General features: G+C 50.4%; 16 protein-coding genes and 1 riboswitch. Of the genes, 12 read left to right on the top strand and 4 right to left on the bottom strand.

The genetic code is table 11. The annotated features are described in order from the left end of the window. Positions 1-3: 3 nt before the first annotated feature. The 3 genes from AAHB90_RS02150 (at position 4) to rlmB (ending at position 3,011) form a co-directional block, all read left to right on the top strand. Entirely contained in the window at positions 4-894 is an 891-nt protein-coding gene (locus tag AAHB90_RS02150; protein WP_342083257.1) for an SDR family oxidoreductase, read from the top strand. Between the two features lie 150 nt (positions 895-1,044). Then, complete coding sequence (locus AAHB90_RS02145) at positions 1,045-2,265, top strand: GWxTD domain-containing protein (protein ID WP_342083256.1); 1,221 nt, start codon at positions 1,045-1,047, stop codon at positions 2,263-2,265. Continuing rightward, positions 2,241-3,011: a 23S rRNA (guanosine(2251)-2'-O)-methyltransferase RlmB gene (gene rlmB / locus AAHB90_RS02140; protein ID WP_342083255.1), complete on the top strand. Its 771-nt coding sequence runs from the start codon at positions 2,241-2,243 to the stop codon at positions 3,009-3,011. Before AAHB90_RS02145 ends, rlmB begins: the two co-directional genes overlap by 25 nt. A gap of 100 nt (positions 3,012-3,111) precedes the next feature. Here the strand turns inward: rlmB and mnmA are convergent, their stop codons facing one another. Beyond that, entirely contained in the window at positions 3,112-4,221 is a 1,110-nt protein-coding gene (mnmA, locus tag AAHB90_RS02135; protein ID WP_342083254.1) for a tRNA 2-thiouridine(34) synthase MnmA, read from the bottom strand. A gap of 187 nt (positions 4,222-4,408) precedes the next feature. Then, positions 4,409-5,452: a hypothetical protein gene (locus AAHB90_RS02130; protein WP_342083253.1), complete on the bottom strand. Its 1,044-nt coding sequence runs from the start codon at positions 5,450-5,452 to the stop codon at positions 4,409-4,411. A gap of 49 nt (positions 5,453-5,501) precedes the next feature. Between AAHB90_RS02130 and mobA the strand changes: the two genes are divergently transcribed. The 5 genes from mobA (at position 5,502) to AAHB90_RS02105 (ending at position 10,496) form a co-directional block, all read left to right on the top strand. Next, positions 5,502-6,125 (top strand): molybdenum cofactor guanylyltransferase, encoded by a 624-nt coding sequence (mobA, locus tag AAHB90_RS02125; RefSeq protein WP_342083252.1) that lies wholly within the window; start codon positions 5,502-5,504, stop codon positions 6,123-6,125. Then, entirely contained in the window at positions 6,097-6,924 is an 828-nt protein-coding gene (fdhD, locus tag AAHB90_RS02120; protein ID WP_342083251.1) for a formate dehydrogenase accessory sulfurtransferase FdhD, read from the top strand. The genes mobA and fdhD overlap by 29 nt, the downstream gene beginning before the upstream one ends. 2 nt (positions 6,925-6,926) lie before the next feature. Beyond that, positions 6,927-7,289, top strand: coding sequence for a DUF7009 family protein (locus AAHB90_RS02115; protein WP_342083250.1), 363 nt, complete (start codon positions 6,927-6,929; stop codon positions 7,287-7,289). A 3-nt stretch (positions 7,290-7,292) separates the two neighbouring features. Further along, entirely contained in the window at positions 7,293-9,605 is a 2,313-nt protein-coding gene (locus tag AAHB90_RS02110) for an FdhF/YdeP family oxidoreductase (protein WP_342083249.1), read from the top strand. Positions 9,606-9,725: 120 nt separating this feature from the next. Next, entirely contained in the window at positions 9,726-10,496 is a 771-nt protein-coding gene (locus AAHB90_RS02105) for a glycerophosphodiester phosphodiesterase (protein ID WP_342083248.1), read from the top strand. 92 nt (positions 10,497-10,588) lie between these two features. Here AAHB90_RS02105 and AAHB90_RS02100 read toward each other — a convergent pair whose 3' ends face one another. After that, positions 10,589-11,641, bottom strand: a complete 1,053-nt coding sequence (locus tag AAHB90_RS02100; RefSeq protein WP_342083974.1) for a homoserine O-acetyltransferase family protein — start codon at positions 11,639-11,641, stop codon at positions 10,589-10,591. A 131-nt stretch (positions 11,642-11,772) separates the two neighbouring features. Continuing rightward, positions 11,773-11,880, bottom strand: a riboswitch (SAM riboswitch). Between the two features lie 147 nt (positions 11,881-12,027). Here AAHB90_RS02100 and AAHB90_RS02095 point away from each other — a divergent pair. From AAHB90_RS02095 to AAHB90_RS02085, 3 genes are all read left to right on the top strand, one after another. Continuing rightward, positions 12,028-12,969 (top strand): M20/M25/M40 family metallo-hydrolase, encoded by a 942-nt coding sequence (locus AAHB90_RS02095; protein WP_342083247.1) that lies wholly within the window; start codon positions 12,028-12,030, stop codon positions 12,967-12,969. Positions 12,970-13,008: 39 nt separating this feature from the next. Then, positions 13,009-14,559: an alpha,alpha-trehalase TreF gene (gene treF / locus AAHB90_RS02090; RefSeq protein ID WP_342083246.1), complete on the top strand. Its 1,551-nt coding sequence runs from the start codon at positions 13,009-13,011 to the stop codon at positions 14,557-14,559. 128 nt (positions 14,560-14,687) lie between these two features. Further along, the gene (locus AAHB90_RS02085) at positions 14,688-15,476 is read left to right on the top strand and encodes a PhzF family phenazine biosynthesis protein (RefSeq protein ID WP_342083245.1); all 789 of its coding nucleotides are present in this window, start codon (positions 14,688-14,690) and stop codon (positions 15,474-15,476) included. A 22-nt stretch (positions 15,477-15,498) separates the two neighbouring features. Here AAHB90_RS02085 and AAHB90_RS02080 read toward each other — a convergent pair whose 3' ends face one another. Beyond that, positions 15,499-16,383, bottom strand: coding sequence for a DMT family transporter (locus AAHB90_RS02080; RefSeq protein WP_342083244.1), 885 nt, complete (start codon positions 16,381-16,383; stop codon positions 15,499-15,501). Positions 16,384-16,456: 73 nt separating this feature from the next. On the opposite strand from AAHB90_RS02080, the gene AAHB90_RS02075 reads away from it, so the two are divergent. Next, entirely contained in the window at positions 16,457-17,854 is a 1,398-nt protein-coding gene (locus AAHB90_RS02075; protein ID WP_342083243.1) for an OmpA family protein, read from the top strand. Positions 17,855-17,892: the final 38 nt, after the last annotated feature.

The following is a 17,892-nucleotide window of genomic DNA, read 5'->3' as shown; positions in this document are numbered from 1 at the left end:
ATCATGGCATATACCGAAGGAATGCTCCGCGACGGCGCGCTCAACAACAGGACGATTATCGTCACAGGAGGTGGTACCGGTCTTGGAAAGTCGATGGCTACCTACTTTCTGCGTCTTGGCGCGAATGTGGTCATATGCAGCAGAAAAGGGGAAGTATTGGAAAAAACCGTGTCCGAGCTGAGGGAGCAAACGGGCGGCAATATCATTTTTGCAGAATGCGATGTCAGAAAGACCGAGCAGATCGAAAATGTCATTGCAAAAGCCATTGAAGCATTCGGTCAGGTCGATGGACTGGTGAATAACTCCGCCGGGAACTTCATCAGTCCCACAGAGCGGCTTTCCTATAAGGCCGTCGATACGGTGGTCGACATTGTGCTGCGCGGAACCTATTATTTCACACTGGCTTTGGGCAAATACTGGATTGAAAACCATATCAAGGGCACTGTACTCAATATCGTCACTACATATGCCACTACGGGCTCGGGCTGGGTAGTACCGTCTGCGATGGCCAAGGCAGGCGTGCTCACCATGACCAAATCGCTCGCATTTGAATGGGCGCGGCATGGTATCCGGCTTAATGCGATCGCTCCCGGCCCGTTTCCGACCAAGGGTGCCTGGGACCGGTTGTTTCCGGAGGAACTCGCTACCAAATTCGCATTCGAAAACCGCATTCCCCTCGCACGCACGGGCGATCACCAGGAATTGGCCAATCTTTCCGCTTATCTGATTTCCGACTTTTCGGCCTACATGACGGGTGAGGTAATCACGCTTGATGGAGGAGAAGTATTGGGTGGAGGACAATTCAATTTCCTGAAAGAAATCACTGACGATCAATGGGATGCCATCGAAGATCAGATCAAATCGGCAACCCGCGGGAGCAAGAGCCCGGAATAAAAATTTTATTACCGTTTTATTGGGTAATTTTACCGGTTCCTTCGTTATTTGACAAACGATGAATACACGTACATGAGAACAAATTTTCGCTTTTGTATCTATATAATGTCTGTTTTGGTGATGGCCGGATGCGCATCATCGAATAAGCCTATGAAGCAGATCCCGGAGGCGCAGGTGCGCTCGACGGAACAGCAGCAACAGCAGGCATCGGCGCCAGTCAATGAGGAGCTTTCGCTCGTAGCAATTCAAAGCAAATATTTATTGAAAGACACGACGCAAACGTCGGTATTTCTGTATGTGGATGCCCTTAAAGGCAAAAATCCGATCAGCGTGTCCGATTTTGTGAGGCTCTACAATCTCAACTACGTCATTTACTCCGATTACGGCACACGCGAACGCCTCGGTTACGGTAATGTGAAGCTCGATTCGACGAATGTGTCCCGCATGGGCGATAAAATCGTGATTTCCTACGAATTGAAAAGTCCGAACCGCGATTACGGCGTATTGCTAAGTGAAATCAGCCAGACCGGAACACTCAAAAAGGTACTGAACGACCTCACGATACGATTCAAAAAACTGGCCGTGAACCAGATGTACGGCGTTTACGTAGGCAATTCGACTCAGCCATTGCAGCGGCATTATGTCAGTTCGAATGAGCAGTTCACCATCAAAAAAGCGGGTGAAAATGCCGGTCAACTGCACGTTTATTACTACAACCACGACTTCGAACCGGCGGGCTCGCCTATGAACATCGCGCCTAAGACCGGGAACAAATCACTGGAAGTGGACAGCACATTTACGATCAGCGCCAACCAGCCTTTGCAGTTTTCAAAAGAAGGTCTTTACAATATTTTCGCAGACACCACCCAATCGGAAGGACTGGGTCTCTTGGTTGTAAACGAGCGCTTCCCGAAAGTGACGCGTCCCCAATTGTTGCTGGGCCCGTTACTTTACATGAGTACCAACAACGAAATCAACGAGATCAAGAAGGCAGAAGATTATAAAAAAGCATTGGATAAATACTGGCTGACGCTCATGAACGGCAATGCGCCGCTGGCCCAGCAATCTATCCGGTCGTTCTACGGAAGGGTTGAAGAAGCCAACCAGCTTTTCACTACCTATAAAGAAGGCTGGAAGACCGACAAAGGAATGATTTACATTATTTTAGGCCCGCCTGATAAGGTGCAGCGCAGCAAAGACCGCGAGGTTTGGACCTACGATCACAGAGGCAACGCCCAAAACGTCAATTTTACATTTAACAGAAGAAACAATCAATTTGTGGATGATCATTATGAACTGGTTCGCTATGCCGAATACCAGCCGATTTGGTATCCAGTAGTAGAAGCATGGAGAAACGGAAGTATACGGTAAGAAAACCAGCCCCCAGACAGTCCCAGGCCGACATGGTTTTTGGTACGCAGTCGGTATTAGAAACCCTTCGTTCGGGCAAAGAAATCGAACGGTTATTTATTCAGCGCGAGTTCGGGCTCGCGGAAATTGAAAAGCTCGCCAAAGAACTTGGCGTCCCCTATCAGCGTGTACCGGTCGAAAAACTGAACCGGGTAACCCGCAAAAACCACCAGGGCGTCATTGCATTCGTCTCGCCGATCCAGTACATGCCGTTGCACAATGTGCTTACGCAGGTGTACGAAGATGGCAAAACACCGCTGCTCCTGCTGCTCGACCGCGTTACCGATGTACGGAACTTCGGCGCCATCGCACGTACGGCCGAATGCGCAGGCGTACAAGCGATCATCGTTCCTACCAAGGGCGGCGCTCAGATCAACGCCGATGCTATGAAAACCTCATCCGGCGCATTGAACTTCCTGCCTATTTGCCGCGAGCCTAATCTCTGGGAGACACTCATGTACCTCAGAAACAGCGGACTGCAAATCATTGCCTGTACAGAAAAAACAGATAAATCGCTCTACGACATTGATTTCACCATCCCAACGGTCATCATCATGGGATCGGAAGAAGACGGTATTTCCAAAGAATTCATCGACCTCGCCGACAGTGGCGCACGTATCCCGCTCGCAGGCCACGTGGAATCTCTGAATGTGTCCGTAGCAAGTTCGATCGTATTGTATGAAGCCGTGAGGCAGAGGATAAAATAATATGGAAAATAAAATAGGAGATTCGAAAAATCTCCTATTACTTCCAGAACACCTGAACCGGCATTGGATTGCATCTCCTCTAAGCACGTCAGGTGTTTTTTTATGCCTCCTGCCTGAAACTCTTCATGATCCAGCCGCCACCCACAACATCATCCCCTTCATAAAAAACAGCGGCCTGACCCGGTGCGATGCCGTTGACGCCGTCGTGGAAACGAGCTACGATCTGATCCGGGCCGGTTTGTTCGATGATCGCCGGCGTTCCGTCGTGTTTGTAGCGTACTTTGGTAACCGTTTCAAGCGGCTTTTCGAGCGATTCGTATTTTTGAAGATTCAATTTGCTCACATTCATACCATCGCGGAAAAGATCGGGCATATCGCCGAGTACCACTTCATTGGTTTCTTTCCGGATTTCGGTCACGAAAACAGGTCGGCCTAATGCAATGCCAAGCCCTTTGCGCTGGCCAACAGTGTAGAATGGATAGCCCTCGTGTTTTCCTACTACCGTCCCGTCGGCGTAAACAAAATTACCACCTGCCACTTCCGCTTCCAGTCCGGGAATGCGCCTTTTCAGGAAGCCGCGATAGTCGTTATCGGGCACGAAGCAGATTTCGTAGCTCTCCGACTTGTTTACCAAATCAATAAAACCCCTCTCGCGCGCCATTTCGCGGATTTCGGTTTTATGTAAAAAGCCTAACGGCAGTTTGGTACGGGCCAGGCTTTCCTGTGATACCCCCCAAAGCACATAACTTTGGTCTTTCCAGGCATCGATCCCTTTGGAAACGTAATGACGGCCATTATTAAACTGCATATTGGCATAATGCCCGGTAGCGATGAACTCGCAATCGAGGCGGTCAGCACGGCGGAGCAATGCATCCCATTTGATGTGGGTATTACAAAGTACGCAAGGGTTAGGCGTGCGGCCTTCCAGGTATTCACCTGTGAAATGGTCGATCACATAATCGCCGAACTCGGCCCGGATATCGAGAATATAATGCGGGAAGCCCAGCTCGACCGCGATATTACGTGCGTCGTTGATGGAATCCAGGGAGCAACAGCCCGTTTCTTTCTTGGTACCGCCGCTGCTGGCGTAGTCCCAGGTTTTCATGGTCATTCCGATGACCTCATACCCTTGTTCGTGGAGAAGGACAGCTGCGAGCGAGCTGTCGATGCCGCCGCTCATGGCGACAAGAATACGTCCGTGTTTACTCATTGTAATCTGCCGAAGGTTGAATGCCTTCCGATTTTGGTTAGATTTGAAAAGGGACAACAGCAATACGAGTCGCGTTGTTCCCGGCTGCAAAGGTACGCTTTAAACTTTTACCGGCCGGCATTAATTGTTATTCACCAAGACTCCCGTGCCGATTGCCTCTAATGTCTTCACGTTTTCCAACCCATTTTCACGCAATTACCATCCGTATCACATTCTTGATATTCAATTCTATGATCTCGGTCATCGTCTCGCATTTATGATAATGCTCGTCCGAATAATGCGTAGCAAGAGCTTCGCGTAGCTGGTGAATGTTTTCAGAAGTAGATATTTTGTCTTTGATGCACACATCACGCAGGTCGCGGAGGCGGTAACGCTCGGCCTTGGCCTGGTACATGATCGACGACTGCTCTTCCTGCTGGTATTGCACCACCGTCCTGTCGGTAAGATGCTCCATAGCCAGCTGCACATAAGGCCGGTTTTCCTTGAAAAACTGCGGCATATATACTTTAAGATTGCCTTCGTAGAACTGCTGGTCGAAGTCGATCGCGCGGAGGCGGAATTGAAAATCGTCGAAATCGGGGGTGATCTGCATGACGAAGTTATAGGAACGCATGTCGCCCAGTAATGTGATTTTGCAGCGCTCATTGAACTTCACAAACTCTTTCGCGATACGGATGGGGTTATAATCGGGGTCGCGCATACGTGTACGCGCAAACTCGTCGCCCGGAATTCCTGCAATGTGCTCCTCGATCAGCGTTTCGCCATCGACCAGATAATTGACCTGGTTGGGCGAAAAGATCTCTTCGAGTTCCAGTCCGTAAATGCGGGAAGAATCGGCCTTTTTGACGTAGAAATAATCGTAAATATCATTCAGCCGGTTCACGATCTTGATGCGGAACGGGTTGGAATTCCCAAACTTGCAATAGTCGATCCGATCGATGTATTTGTGTTCCACAATGCGCAGGTTTCCAGATGCTTTGAGCATGGCATAAACCTTTTTCAGTCCCGCATGCAATCTTTCCAGCTCATGCGGCGGGTAAAGCGGACTTTCCCATAACGTATCCCGGCCATTCTTGTCAGTCACGGGGAACGATTCGTAAAAGTTTAGCAAATCGTGGTAAGCAACAGGCAGCCGGGCATCGCGCTGGTAAAAACGCAAGTATTTGCGCAGCTCGGGGCTCACCGGATAGATCGGTTTTTTTCTTAATATTTTAACATCACCCATTTCCATAAAAGGAAGTTACGCATATTTGACCGATTAAAACCATCGACCTGCCACTATGAGCTTATACGGACTGGTGATATGCGGCGGCGAAAGCACGCGAATGGGTACCGACAAAAGTTTGCTGGTGTATTACCAAAAACCTCAGCACGAACACATTGCCGACCTCCTTGCGCCCCTGTGCGAGCGCGTGATCCTCAGCTGCAATGCGGAACAATACAAGACGTTCCGGACCAGCTATCCGAAACTGACCGACCTTCCTCAATTCGCCGGGGCGGGCCCCATGAGCGGACTACTCACGGCTTTTGAAACGTTTCCGGGAAACGATTTCCTGGTGGCTGGATGCGACTATCCCTTCCTGACGACCGACGAGCTGGCTAATTTTCTGCATCATACCGATAAGGATTTACCGGCCGCCGCCTTTTATAACCGGAATGCATTCTACGAACCGCTGCTCGGATGGTATTCGCGGTCGGCAAGTAGTGCATTATTTAATGCTTTTGAAAACGGCACACGCTCATTGCAGCGTTTTCTTCAGGCGGAGAACGCAGGAAAATACCGGCCCATGTCGGAACGAACGATGCGGAGCGTAGATACCATGGAAGATTTCCGGGCTGTAAAACAGGCGCTTGAAGCCGATAATGACTTTCAAAATGGAAACCAGTTCGATAACCAACCATAAAATCACCCGCATCAGCGGATACGACACCGAGGAACTCGACGATCTACTGGCCGTAGAGGAACCGCTGGAAATTCAGGTGGCTTACCAATCTGCGGGCCAAAGGGAGCGTAAAAGCATTTCGGTAACCATGCGGACACCGGGTAACGATTACGAGCTCGCCGCAGGATTCCTGTTCACCGAGGGTATTATCCATTCCAAAAGCCAGATCGACGGCATTGCGCATGCCGCATTCGATGAAAACCGCGTGATAGTGACGTTCTCAGGCGACTTCGAGCCGCTATTGGGCAGCCTGGAACGCAACTTCTACACGACGTCCAGCTGCGGCGTGTGCGGGAAAGCCAGTATCGACGCGATCAAAACCAGGTCGGTCTATGCCGATGTACAGGAAGGTTTGGTTTTGAAAAAAAAATTGTTGTACCGACTCACCGGGCAGATCGCCGATCACCAGCATACTTTTGAAACCACGGGCGGGCTGCACGCCTCGGCCCTTTTCAATATTTCCGGGCAGTTCATCATGCTGCGGGAGGATGTTGGGAGACATAATGCACTGGATAAGCTGATTGGTGCCGCATTGCTGACGGATCAACTTCCACTCGATAATCACGTGCTCCTCCTCAGCGGCCGCGCCAGTTTCGAACTCATTCAAAAGGCCGCGATGGCGGGGATCAGGATTGTAGCGGCGATTGGAGCCCCATCGAGCCTGGCCGTGCAGATGGCGGACGAAAGCGGTATTACGCTGATAGGTTTTTTGAAAAAAGACAAATTCAACATTTACACCGGCCACCACCGGATCTTATAACTATGAAAATCCGCATTCACCGGAATTCCGTCCGTTTCAGACTTTCGAAAACCGAAGTCGGCAGGCTGGAAAATGAAGGGTACCTGGAAGAAACAACCGATTTTGGCCCGGCGCAGTTACATTATGCAGTTCAAAAGTCGGCGGTTCATGAGCTACAAGCGCGCTTTGAGCATAATAAAATCATCCTGGAAGTCCCCGAAAAGCTTCTTGCCGGTTGGGCCTCGAACACGACCGTCGGGTTTGAGGGAAATATGTCGCTGAGTAACGGCAGTTCGTTGTTTATGTTGATTGAAAAAGATTTCAAATGCCTGGATAACGTCAACGAAGACCAGTCCGACAATTACGACAATCCCAAAAGCTGTTGAACCATGTCCGAAAACCTACTCCCCGTCCCGGGCGCTGAAAACCCGGAAAAACTGACCGGTTTGAAACAGGGCACCATCAAAAAAGTGGCGGCAGGCATCCCTGCCGTCGTTTCCGCATTAGAAATGACCGTCAGTGAGGCAGGTTTACAGCGTGGGATGAAAGCGCTTTTTAACCTTAACAAAAAAGGCGGCTTCGATTGCCCCAGCTGCGCCTGGCCCGACCCGGACGACGAGCGCTCGGGCATCGCGGAATATTGCGAGAATGGCGCAAGAGCCGTCGCGGAAGAAGCTACGGCAAAGAAACTGACCACCGAATTTTTCTCGGAGCATTCCGTGCAGGAGTTGGGGAAGCTTTCGGACTACGAGATCGGCAGCAAGGGCCGCATCGCCCAGCCGATGTTCCTGCCCGCGGGCGGCACGCATTACCAGCCCATTACCTGGGATGCGGCATTTGAAAAAATAGGGAACGAACTGAACCGCCTTGCATCACCTGACGAAGCCGTGTTTTACACTTCCGGCCGGACCAGCAATGAGGCGGCATTCCTCTACCAGCTTTTTGTGAGAGAATTTGGCACAAATAACCTGCCTGATTGCAGCAATATGTGTCACGAAAGCAGCGGAACGGCATTAGGCGAGTCGCTCGGCATCGGAAAAGGCTCCGTTACTTTGAACGACTTTTACCAGGCCGAGGTAATCATGATCCTCGGACAAAACCCGGGTACCAACCACCCCCGCATGCTCACCGCATTACGGAAAGCGAAAGCCAACGGCGCGACCATCATTTCCATTAATCCCTTACCGGAAACGGGTCTGATGGGCTTCAACAACCCGCAAACTATCTCGGGCGTGCTGGGCATTAACCCGTCGTTGACCGACATTTTCCTTCAAGTGAAGATCAATGGCGATATGGCATTGATCAAAGCCATCGAGCTGCTTTTGCTGGAAGAGGAGGAAAAACGGCCCGGCAGCGTTTTTGACCAGCATTTTATCAACCAAAACACACAAGGATGCGGCGAATTCCTGCAAGACCTGAAACAATATAATGCCGAACAACTCGCTGCGCAGGCGGGTGTACCTTACGCGCAGGTGCAGGAGGTTGCACATGTGCTTGCGGGGAAAAGCAAAATCATTGCCTGCTGGGCAATGGGCCTCACACAGCATAGGAATGCCGTGGCGACCATTAAGGAAGTCGTGAATTTGCTACTGCTTAAAGGGAGTATCGGCAAGCCTGGCGCTGGTACTTGTCCGGTGCGCGGGCACAGCAACGTCCAGGGCGACCGCACAATGGGCATATTCGAGCGCCCGTCCGAAAGGTTCCTCGACTCCATCGAAAAAAACTTCCATTTCGCTCCGCCCCGGGAGCATGGTTATGATGTGGTGGAATGCATTAAAGCCATGCATGAAGGCAAAGCGAAGGTATTTTTTGCTATGGGCGGCAACTTCCTTTCCGCTACGCCCGATACCCGTTTTACGGCGGAAGCACTGCAAAAATGCAAACTCACCGTCCATGTTTCCACCAAACTGAACCGCAGCCACCTCGTGCACGGCGAGGAGGCATTGATATTGCCTTGCCTGGGCCGCAGCGACAAGGATATGCGCAACAATGAAAACCGGTTTGTGTCGTGTGAAAACTCAATGGGGGTGGTCCAACTATCGCGCGGCGTGTTGGAACCCATTTCGGACCAGCTTTCGAGCGAACCGGAAATTGTATGCAGGCTTGCAAAAGCTACATTGGGTGCGCGTAGTAAGGTGAATTGGGACCAATACATTGAAGATTACGACCTCATCCGCACCGATATTGAACGTACGATCCCCGGTTTTGCGGACTATAATGAACGGGTAAGGCAGCCCGGCGGGTTCTACCTGCCCAACTGCAACCGCGCAGGCACCTTTGATACCCCGACACGCAAGGCGCATTTCCACATTGAGGCGCCGCAGATACAGCATTTGAAAGAAGGCGAACTGATGATGATGACCATCCGCAGCCACGACCAGTTTAATACCACCGTTTATGGCCTGAATGATCGTTACCGCGGTATTTACAACGAGCGACGGGTTATTTTAATGAATGCAAAAGACATGAACGACCGCAACCTGAAAAACGGCGATCTCGTGGATTTGCATAACCATTACGGCGGCATAGAACGCGTGGCTCACAAATTCGTGGTGGTGGAGTATCCCATTCCGGAGCAATGCACGGCCACCTATTTCCCCGAAACCAATGTACTGGTGCCCATAACGAGCGTCGCCGAAAAGAGTAACACACCCACTTCTAAAATGGTCATCCTGACCATTACGCCGCATCAGGGATTTTAGGATAACTTAATATTAGCCTAACAGACACGCACCCAAGTTGCCGTAATTTCGCCGCGGGTGCCCTGATGGGGTAAAATGCGCCGAAAAATGTCTTTTAAAAGGAAGTTTAAATTGAATACAATGAAAAAAGGATTTCTAATGCTTGCAATCGGGCTGATGAGCCTGGTGTCGATGGATGGTATGTCTCAAAAGAAAAACAAGGTGATTGCACACCGCGGTGCCTGGAAAAATACCGGCGCAACCGAAAACTCGATCGGCGCCCTGGAACACGCGATCAAGCTCGGCTGCTATGGCAGCGAATTCGACGTGCATATGTCGGCCGACTCGGTTTTGTATGTTTTGCACGACCATTCCATTCAGGGAACGAATATCGAAACGACTAATTCAGCCGAACTTTCAAAGATCAAACTGGCCAACGGCGAGTCGCTGCCGACTTTGGAAGCTTATCTGAAAGCGGGTGCAAAGCAGAAAAAGACCCGTTTGATTTTGGAAATCAAAACTTCTAAAATCGGCAAGGAGCGCTCGCTGGCATTGGCTACCAAATGTGTGGAATTGGTGAAGAAAATGAAGGTGGAGAAAATCACCGACTACATCGCATTTAGCTGGGATGTTTGCTTGAAAGTGAAAGAACTAGCCCCGAAAGCACACGTGGAATACCTGAATGGCGATAAAACGCCTGACGAAATCCAGGCAGCCGGTCTCGACGGCATCGATTATCATTTGAGCGTTTTGAAGAAACATGAGGATTACATTCCTGCCATGCGCCAGAAAAAACTGACTACCAACGTGTGGACAGTCAATGATGAATCAGATTTGAAATATTTCCTCGAAAAGGATGTGGATTACATTACCACCAACGAGCCTGAGCTGTTGCTGAGCCTTTCGAAGTAATTTTTGAAATACATCAAAGCAAGAACTCCCGATCGGTTGCCGGTCGGGAGTTTTACTTTTTATACCAAATAATGCTTTAAGACTCTGGTCCATCACCGGATACGCGCCATCTGTAACTGGCCGTTCGTTTCCTGCCACGCTCTGATCACCTGCGTAAGCTGCTTGTACTCAATCAGGAAGCCGTCGTGACCATATAGCGAATCGATCTCCTGGAATGCGGCATCCGGAATGTGGCGGGCCAGGAACTGCTGCTCGGATAGCGGGAAAAGCAGGTCGGATTTGATACCGAGCACGAGCGTTTTGGCCTTCACAAGTCCCAGCGCATGCACAATACCTCCGCGGTTACGGCCCACATTATGCGAGTCCATGATTTTGGAAAGTGCCCAGTAAGAGAACGCGTTGAAACGTTTCACAAACTTATCGCCCTGGTACTGCTGATACGACGATGCACGGAATTCATCGATCTGATCAGGGTTGTCACGCGCTTGTGTAAAGTTGTAGGTATCGTAGTTACGGTAAGACAGCAAAGCGATCGACCGCGCCGCGCGCATACCCATTGCGCCGGCATCAGGACTCTCTTCGGTAAACGTAGGATCCGCCTCTATCGCCATCCGCTGCGACTCGTTGAATGCAATCCCCCAGGGTGAATGCAATGCATTGGAGGCAATCAGGATCAATTCTTCAAACAAATCGGGCTTTTCCACTGCCCATTCCAGCGCCTGTTGCCCGCCCAGCGACCCGCCAATGCAGATTTTGATCTTGTTGATCGCCAGTTCCTGCCGCAAAAGATCCAACGTCCCGACGACATCCCGAACGGTAAGCGTCGGAAAGTTGCGGTAATAAGGCCGGTTTGTCCTCGGATTGACCGATAGCGGCCCCGTGGACCCGTAGGCGGAGCCAAGCACGTTCACGCAAATGATGAAATGCTGCGCAGGGTTGAAATATTTGTCATCCCCTACCAGGCCGTCCCACCAGTCGGCTGCATTGGAGCTGCCGGTGAGTGCATGGCAGATCCAGACGATATTGGTGTCACTGGCGTTCCTTTCTCCGTAGGTAGTGTATGCCAGCTCAAACCCTGGCAATTCGCCACCCATTTCGAGTGCGTAGGGATATGGGTATTTAAATGTCTTCTGTTCCGCTTGCATAAGAGCCACAGCACGTGGTTAAATTCAACACATGTTAAAATCGACAGCCGAAATACAGATTTTCGGTTGCAGCTGCGAGACTAAAGCCAATCGGCTTACGGAAATTTCTAACTGTAAGAGCACACGAATTGATTTTATATCTCCTAATAACTTAGGTGGGAATTAGCACCTTTCTCCGTAGCGGTAGCAGGTTGCCAGAGGTTCATAGAGCCCATTCTCTCGCCTCTTCTTTATAAATCAACCGCCGTACAGGGAAGCAATTGATTGATGGTGCAATATTAAGTGCGGATGCCTGAAAATACAAATAAATGCAAAAATTCTGTCGGTTGCCCGAGTCCGCTCGCACTGCGGTAGCTTATCTTTGCCCGTCAACCATTTTATATCGAATGAGAATCTTTTTTCACAGTTTATTGCTCGTTTTAGCCACCATACAGGCATTTGGGCAATCCGTTTCACCCTCCCCGGAAAACATCCGCAAACACATTTCCTACCTGGCTTCCGACAAAATGAAAGGTCGGGGCACAGGAAGCAAAGAGAATGAAAAGGCGGCGAAGTATGTGGCGAAACAATTCAAAAAGTACCATCTTCTACCCAAAGGAACCGAGGGTTACTATCAGCCTTTCACCGCGAAGATCAGACGGATAGTTGTCCCCGACAGCATTCGCGAGACGCGGAATGTGATCGGCTTTCTCGACAACGGCGCGCAGTATACCATCGTCATAGGCGCTCATTTTGACCACCTTGGTATAGGCCGGCAGGGAAGTTCCAAAGCCGAAAAGCCCGAGGGGCAGATACACAACGGCGCCGACGACAATGCCTCAGGCGTGGCCGGTTTGCTCGAACTGGCGCGGTATTTTTCGGGAAATGATAAAAAGGAGCCTTACAACTTCCTTTTTATCGCATTCGGAGCGGAAGAATTGGGATTGGTCGGCTCACGCTATTTCGTCAACAATCCTACTTTGCCGTTGGCCGATATCAACTTCATGTCGAACATGGACATGATCGGTCGCTACGACCCCAACCGGGGCGTGGGCATCGGCGGGTACGGCACCAGCCCCGAATGGCCGATCATTTTCAAGGACGTGAAAAGCGATACGAAGTTTTTTACAGACAATGCAGGAAGTGGCGGTTCGGACCATGGTTCATTTTACGCCAAGCAAATACCTGTGCTGTTTTTCCATACGGGCGGACATGATGACTATCACAAGCCGACCGACGATACGGAGAAAATTGATGCGAATGCGGAAGCAGGTATTCTGGGCATTCAGATCAGGCTCATTGAAAATGCCATGTTATTACCAAAACTTAAATTTACGGAAGTCAAATAAGTCACATTCCAGTTAGTAAACCCTTTAAATCAGTTCGTTTTGTACGGTTTTGTTGCTCCTTCATTCACTTACGGCCAACCTCACATCTCTCCCGAAGAGTTGTACGGAACACTATTCCGTGATGTGCAGTGCAGCCGCATTTTCTCCGATTCCAAAACATTCGCCGACGCCATCCCACTGGAAGATCCGGTGCTGATCATCGAACGGTACCACCAGGAGAAAGACGCCCCCGACTTCAACATAGAAACTTTTATCCGGGAGTATTTCAGAATGCCAGGGCATATTGCTTCAGAATTCATTTCCGACAAAAATGAGGCTGTTTCCGAGCACATAGGCAGGCTATGGTCGGTGCTCACGCGCCAGCCCGAGAACCAGGAACGGGGAGGATCGCTCATACCTCTGCCCCATCCCTATGTGGTACCCGGCGGGCGTTTCCGGGAGATTTATTACTGGGATAGCTATTTTACGATGCTGGGACTCAAAGAGTCGGGGCGCGCGGAGCTGATAGAAAACATGCTCAATAATTTCGCCTATCTGGTCGATACGCTGGGTTTCATACCTACTGCCAACAGGACTTACTATCTCAGCCGGTCACAGCCGCCGTTTTTTTCATTGATGGTGAGACTGTTCAGCGAAATGGAAGGCAAAAAGGTTTTGAAAAAATACCTGCCTCAAATGCAAAGGGAATATGATTACTGGATGGATGGCTGCCAGGAGCCTTGCGAACCTTTTACAGCGCACCGCCGCCTGGTGTATTTGCCCGGCGGCGCGCTGTTGAATCGCTACTGGGACGACAAGGCCACGCCACGCCCCGAATCGTACAGCGAAGACATGGAGTTGGCTCATGAGGCCAGCGAAAAACACGGCACCGCACCCGATGAACTTTTCCGCCACATCCGCGCCGCCGCCGAATCGGGCTGGGATTTCAGCAGCCGCTGGTTTGCCGACGAAACCGATTTTACCTCCATCCACACCACCGACATCTTGCCGGTAGATCTGAATTGCCTGCTGTACCATCTGGAAAAAGCCATTGCGGAAGCCTATTTGTTATCTGATAACCGGCGGTTGCATTTGCTTTACGAGGAAAAGGCCAGGCAACGGAATATCGCCATTCAAACCTATTTCTGGGACGAATCGAAACATTATTATATGGATTATGATTTCAGGAAAAGGGATTTTACGAAAGCCATCACCATTGCGGGCGCATTTCCCCTCTTTTTCAGGCTCGCCCCCAAACCCCACTCGCATTATATGCGGGCGTACATCCGCCTGAACTTTCTGAAATCAGGCGGGCTGCTAACCACTATGGTACGCACCGGTCAGCAATGGGACGCACCCAATGGCTGGGCCCCGCTGCAATGGATCGTTTACAAAGGGTTAAGAAATTACAATTTCCACAGGACCGCGAATGAGCTGAGCGACGAATGGCTGGGCTTGATCGAGAAAGAGTTCAGGCATTCGGGAAAGATGCTCGAAAAGTACAACGTGTCCGATACGAACCTGATCGCCGGAGGAGGCGAATACGAAATCCAGGAAGGCTTCGGATGGACGAACGGCGTGTATCTTCGCATGAAAAACAGAAAACGATAGTAAAACTAAGAATCCAATATGTTTTGATTTTTTATCTGTTTCCAATATATTATATTAAAAATTGATAAGAAAAGCACCCCATAGCAGATATTTTTAATACCTTGCCGTTACCAAGCCCATTTGACTTCATGAAACTTCCTATATACCAAATCGATGCTTTTACCGACAAGTTGTTTGGTGGAAACCCTGCGGCGGTAGTTCCTTTGGAACAATGGCTGCCCGAGGAAACGATGCTCGCCATCGCCGCCGAAAACAACCTCGCTGAAACCGCTTTCTACGTCCCGACAGAAAATGGTTTCCATATCCGCTGGTTTACACCGATGGTGGAAGTGGATCTCTGCGGCCACGCAACGCTCGCAGCGGCTTATGTGATCTTCAATATTCAGAATTATGAAGGGCAGTCGATCAGCTTCGAATCCAGAAGCGGTGTACTCAATGTCGACTGCAAGGAAGATTGGCTTACGCTGAACTTTCCCGTCGACCAATACCACATCGCCGTACCACCTCCGGGACTCGTTGAAAGCCTGAAAAACACGACGCTTCTGGAAGTTTACAAGGGTAAGACCGACTACCTGGTTGTACTGGAATCGGAAGAGGAAGTGCAAAATCTCGATCTTGACATTATCATTCTCTCTACCATACCTGCCCGTGGCGTGATCGTCACAGCGGCGGGCAACGATGTGGATTTTGTCTCCCGCTTTTTCGCGCCGCAATCCGGCATCGATGAAGATCCGGTGACGGGCTCCGCGCACACGACACTCATTCCCTACTGGGCCGGGAAACTCTCCAAGACGCAATTGAATGCGCGCCAGCTCTCACGGCGTGGCGGATTCCTGAAATGCGAACTGGATGGCGACCGCGTTTACATCGGCGGGCAGGCGAAGTTGTACCTCAAAGGTGAAATCCTGGTAGACTAGGCATTGTAGAGGCGGGTCCCGGTCAGGTGCCCTTTTTGCCAGCTAATTTTGCACGCTGCCCGGCATAGAGGCCTGCCACCACCAGTACCGTCCCGAAAACGGTATAAATCGTCACGGGCTCACCCATGAGCCACCAGGCAAAGAAAAATCCGAACAGCGGACAGAGAAAGAGCCACAATGACGCCTTTACGGTATCAATCCGGAGCAGGTAAAACCAACAGATCAATCCTACAATCGAAACGGCAAGGCTTAGCCACAGCACCGAACCCCAGAAAACAAGGTCTAGTTTGGTCGTGCTGTAATCCGCAAACAGCCATGTTGCCGGCAGCAGGAAAACACCGCCCAGACAAACCTGCCAACCATTGATAAGCAGATTCGGCAGCTCCCATTTGACTGTCGCATAATAGACACTGGCCGCGGAAACGGTTACCATACTGACAATCAACAGTGTAATACCTCCGATTGTTGTGTAACTATCGGCGAGCAGCGGATAAGTTGCGACGGCCACGCCCCCCATTCCGAGGATTATCCCAGTCCATTCTTCCGCTTTGGGCTTTCTTTTCAACCACCAGGACGACAGCAGTACGATGATCAACGGGTTGGTGGACACCGCCAGACTCCCGATGCCGGCTGCGGTATACTTCATCGCGTACACGTACAGGCCCAGGTAGAGCGTTGTATTCAGGAAACCGAACAGCGCCAGTTGCTGCCATTCCTTTTTCGTTGGTAGCCGATAGGCTTTATCTTTGACGAATACGTACGAAAAAGACAGCAACAAAATACCAGCTATAAAGAACCGAACGTTTGCCAGTATCAAGGGGGCCGTCGATTGCACGCCGAACTTCGTTGCTACGGATGCCGACGACCATAGAATGGAAAAGAGAAGACCGATACCGATGTTTTTCACAAGCAAAAATAATAACAGCCCAAAATTACAAGTTGTACTACTGCTTCCGCCCCCACTTTTTATATTTTTGGGTATGATTAATAAAATAAATGCGCTGCGGGCCGTGCTGATTGTCCTGCTTTGTGCCGCGGCGCTGCGAGTTCATGCCCAGAACCAGTGGACTTATGATTTCAATAACGGCTTCCTGCCTATTGAAAGCGGCGGGCCGGCACTGAAACCCCTCGGGCAATCCGGGCAGATCATCAAGGAACAAATTCCCGGTTCCGATTACCTCTCCCGCTCGATCTATGTTTTTGAGAAAAACAGCGGACTGCAATTCAACAACGCCGAAACGAAGGGTTTTCTGAACAAGTCATTTACTGTCGAGATCTATTTCAAACTCGATGAGCTCGATAGCTGGAAGCGTGTGATCGATTTCAAGAACCGCAAAAGCGACTACGGCACCTACATTTACAATGGCAAGCTCAATTTCTATGATTTCGCCGTGAGTGAAAAAGCCCCCGTACGGGCAAAACAGTATGTGCATTATGTGTATTCGCGCGACCATGAGACGAAAACCATTAAAATGTACATCAACGGGCTTTCCAAAGTGGAGTTTAAAGACCCTGGCACCGAAGGCGTTCTCGACGCCGACCAGGTGCTGAATTTGTTCCAGGACGACCTCATTGCAGGCAACGAATCGAGCTCGGGCACCGTCGCTTTGATACGCATTTACGACCGCGTGATGACGCCAGTTTTTGTGCGCCGGAGCTATCAGACGATCGCTAAGACGTTTAAAGAACCCGTCGCCAAAAAGGAGGAGCCCAGGGAAGAACCGAAACCGATAGAACACAAACCCGAACCGGCCCGGAATAAAAATCTCGCGTTGGTTACAGGGAGGGTTTACGACGGACGCAACCTGCAACCGGTAAATGACGCGGAGGTGCATGTGCGCAAAACGGCCAATGATTCCCTCGTTGCCCATACCAAAACCGTGGACGGCGTTTATAATGTGGAACTACCGCCGCACGAAACTTACCGCATTACAGCTCAGGCAGATGGATTTCAGATGAAGAACGTGGTGGTCCGCACCAATAATCGCTTCGAAGAAATCAAAGCATTGATGAACATGGTCCCTGAAACGCATTCAACGCCGCTTTCAACGCTGTATTTCAATCAGGGTACCGAGGTGCTGGAAGACAGCGCCCTCGCCGATCTGGACTCGATCGTGACCTATTTTCAGAAACGGCAGGATTTGCGGCTGGTATTGAAAGGCCATACCGACAATACCGGAAGCTTTGAGAAAAACCTGGAACTTTCCAACAAACGGGTAGAGACGGTAAAGGCATACCTGATCGGCAAAGGCATTATCGCGGATCGCATTGAGGGATCGGGCTATGGATCGGCACAACCGAAAATAGTCAATCAGACAGAGACGACGAAAAGATCGAACAGGCGCGTGGAAGTATGGGCTGAGCAGATAAAAAGATAAAGCCATCTCATGGAGATGGCTTTATACTGACTATTCCT

Origin of the sequence: Dyadobacter sp. OTU695 (genome assembly GCF_038440355.1) — a bacterium.
Classification (GTDB): domain Bacteria; phylum Bacteroidota; class Bacteroidia; order Cytophagales; family Spirosomataceae; genus Dyadobacter.
Note: the sequence above shows the minus strand (reverse complement) of the source record. Positions and strands in the feature narration are given on the sequence as shown.

Bases quoted from the DNA above. Each gene is read 5' to 3' on its own strand.
- AAHB90_RS02100 (WP_342083974.1), bottom strand. From the start codon at position 11,641: ATGCAAGCGGAACAGAAGACATTTAAATACCCATATCCCTACGCACTC.
- fdhD (WP_342083251.1), top strand. From the start codon at position 6,097: ATGGAAACCAGTTCGATAACCAACCATAAAATCACCCGCATCAGCGGA.
- AAHB90_RS02115 (WP_342083250.1), top strand. From the start codon at position 6,927: ATGAAAATCCGCATTCACCGGAATTCCGTCCGTTTCAGACTTTCGAAA.
- mobA (WP_342083252.1), top strand. From the start codon at position 5,502: ATGAGCTTATACGGACTGGTGATATGCGGCGGCGAAAGCACGCGAATG.
- AAHB90_RS02130 (WP_342083253.1), bottom strand. From the start codon at position 5,452: ATGGAAATGGGTGATGTTAAAATATTAAGAAAAAAACCGATCTATCCG.
- AAHB90_RS02095 (WP_342083247.1), top strand. From the start codon at position 12,028: ATGAGAATCTTTTTTCACAGTTTATTGCTCGTTTTAGCCACCATACAG.
- rlmB (WP_342083255.1), top strand. From the start codon at position 2,241: ATGGAGAAACGGAAGTATACGGTAAGAAAACCAGCCCCCAGACAGTCC.
- AAHB90_RS02110 (WP_342083249.1), top strand. From the start codon at position 7,293: ATGTCCGAAAACCTACTCCCCGTCCCGGGCGCTGAAAACCCGGAAAAA.
- mnmA (WP_342083254.1), bottom strand. From the start codon at position 4,221: ATGAGTAAACACGGACGTATTCTTGTCGCCATGAGCGGCGGCATCGAC.
- AAHB90_RS02085 (WP_342083245.1), top strand. From the start codon at position 14,688: ATGAAACTTCCTATATACCAAATCGATGCTTTTACCGACAAGTTGTTT.
- AAHB90_RS02075 (WP_342083243.1), top strand. From the start codon at position 16,457: ATGATTAATAAAATAAATGCGCTGCGGGCCGTGCTGATTGTCCTGCTT.
- AAHB90_RS02145 (WP_342083256.1), top strand. From the start codon at position 1,045: ATGAAGCAGATCCCGGAGGCGCAGGTGCGCTCGACGGAACAGCAGCAA.
- AAHB90_RS02150 (WP_342083257.1), top strand. From the start codon at position 4: ATGGCATATACCGAAGGAATGCTCCGCGACGGCGCGCTCAACAACAGG.
- AAHB90_RS02105 (WP_342083248.1), top strand. From the start codon at position 9,726: ATGAAAAAAGGATTTCTAATGCTTGCAATCGGGCTGATGAGCCTGGTG.